This window comes from Streptomyces lonarensis, assembly GCF_012033735.1.
Taxonomy (GTDB): Bacteria; Actinomycetota; Actinomycetes; order Streptomycetales; family Streptomycetaceae; genus Streptomyces; species Streptomyces lonarensis.
The window spans coordinates 1-1618 of sequence record NZ_JAAVJD010000450.1; the positions used below are offsets into that span (position 1 = coordinate 1).

At 74.9% G+C, this 1618-nt stretch carries 1 protein-coding gene; it reads right to left on the minus strand.

Annotated elements, in window-relative coordinates; all coding sequences use genetic code 11:
- A partial coding sequence (locus HCN56_RS25460) for a sensor histidine kinase (protein WP_167974989.1) occupies positions 1–1298 on the minus strand: 1298 nt, incomplete at its 3' end.
- Positions 1299–1618: the final 320 nt, after the last annotated feature.

Genomic DNA, 1618 nt, shown 5'->3' on the forward strand with positions numbered 1-1618 from the left:
GCCGGGGGGTCACCGTCGGCGGTCGGGGGATCAGCCGGTCCGGTCCGCGCCGGGCCGGCGGGGCCGGTCGCGCCGGCGCCCACGCCCTTCGGCGCCGCGTCGGCGACGGGCAGCGTGGCGCGGATGCGGAAGCCGCCACCGGGGCGCGGGCCGGTCTCCAGGCGGCCGCCGACCATGCCGACCCGCTCGCGCATGCCGATGAGCCCGTGGCCGTGGCCGTCGTGGCCGCGGTCGCCGTAGAGCCAGGCCTGGGCGCCGCGGCCGTCGTCCTCGGCGAGGACGGAGAGCGCGTCGCCGCCGTAGGTCAGCCTGACGCTGGCCGCGGCGCCCGGCCCGCCGTGCTTGCGGGTGTTGGTGAGCGCCTCCTGCACGATCCGGTAGGCGGTGAGTTCGACGCCGCTGGGCAGCGGGCGGGGACTGCCGTCGCATTGGCAGTCGACGGTGAGGCCGGTGCCGCGCACCTGCGCGATGAGGTCGTCCAGTTGTTCGAGTCCGGGCTGCGGTACGTAGTCACCGGGCATGTCCTCGGTGCCGTCCTCGCGCAGCACGCCGAGCAGCCGCCGCATCTCGGTCAGCGCCTGGCGGCCGGTTCCGGAGATGGTGTCCAGCGCGTTGCGCGCCTGGTCGGGCGAGCTGTCGAAGACGTAGGAGGCGCCGTCGGCCTGCACGACCATCACGGAGACGTTGTGGGCGACGACGTCGTGCAGCTCGCGGGCGATCCGGGCGCGCTCGGCCGAGACGGCCATGCGGGCCTCGGTCTCCCGCTCGTGCTCCAGCCGCGCCGCGCGCTCCTCCAGCTCGGCGTAGTAGGCGCGGCGGGTGCGCAGCGAGTCACCGAGCACCCAGGCCAGCGCGAAGCCAACGGTGAACAGGACGGTGTTGGAGACCAGGTAGAACGGCTCGTCGAACCCGCTCGGGTTCCAGCGCAGCACCCCCGCGGTCGGGGCCAGCAGCGCGGCGACCAGCGCCAGCCGGGACGCCCATCGGACGCGGTCCGAGGCGACGCTGAAGACGATGAAGAGGAAGCAGATGTTGATCAGCATCGGCGGCGCGTCGGTGGCGAGCTGCACGAGACCCGCGCCGATGGCGACCAGCAGCATGCGGCTGGAGTTGCGGCGGCGCCAGGTGGAGGCGACGAAGATGGCCACGATCGCCACAAGGGCGCCCGCGAGGCTGATCGCCGGCAGGCCGTCGGGGAAGCCGAGCACCACCCGGAGGCTGAGCAGCGCCAGGATCAGGCTCCACGCACCGTCCACCCAGACGGGGTGTCGGCGCAGGAAGTCGTAGATCCGGCTCATGTCACCCAGCGTAGGCAGGGGAGAAGCGGGTCGGAGTCACCCGGAGGGGCGATCCCGTCGGCGCGTCCCTAGTCCTCAAGGTGGATGAGGTGTGTCGCCGCCGTGTGCGGGACCGGTTCCCACCTCGCGGGACGCCCGTACCGGCCCCCGGCGCGTACCGTGCCGCCCGTGAGGGGTGAGAGGTGTGAGGCGGACGACAGGACGGACGGCGCGCCACCGACCGGGGAGCGCGCAGGCGCCCGGCCCGGCTCGGGCGTGGCCGTGGACGCGGAGCGCGCCGACCGCGCGCGGACGCCGGAGGCCGCAGCGCGGCCGCCCGG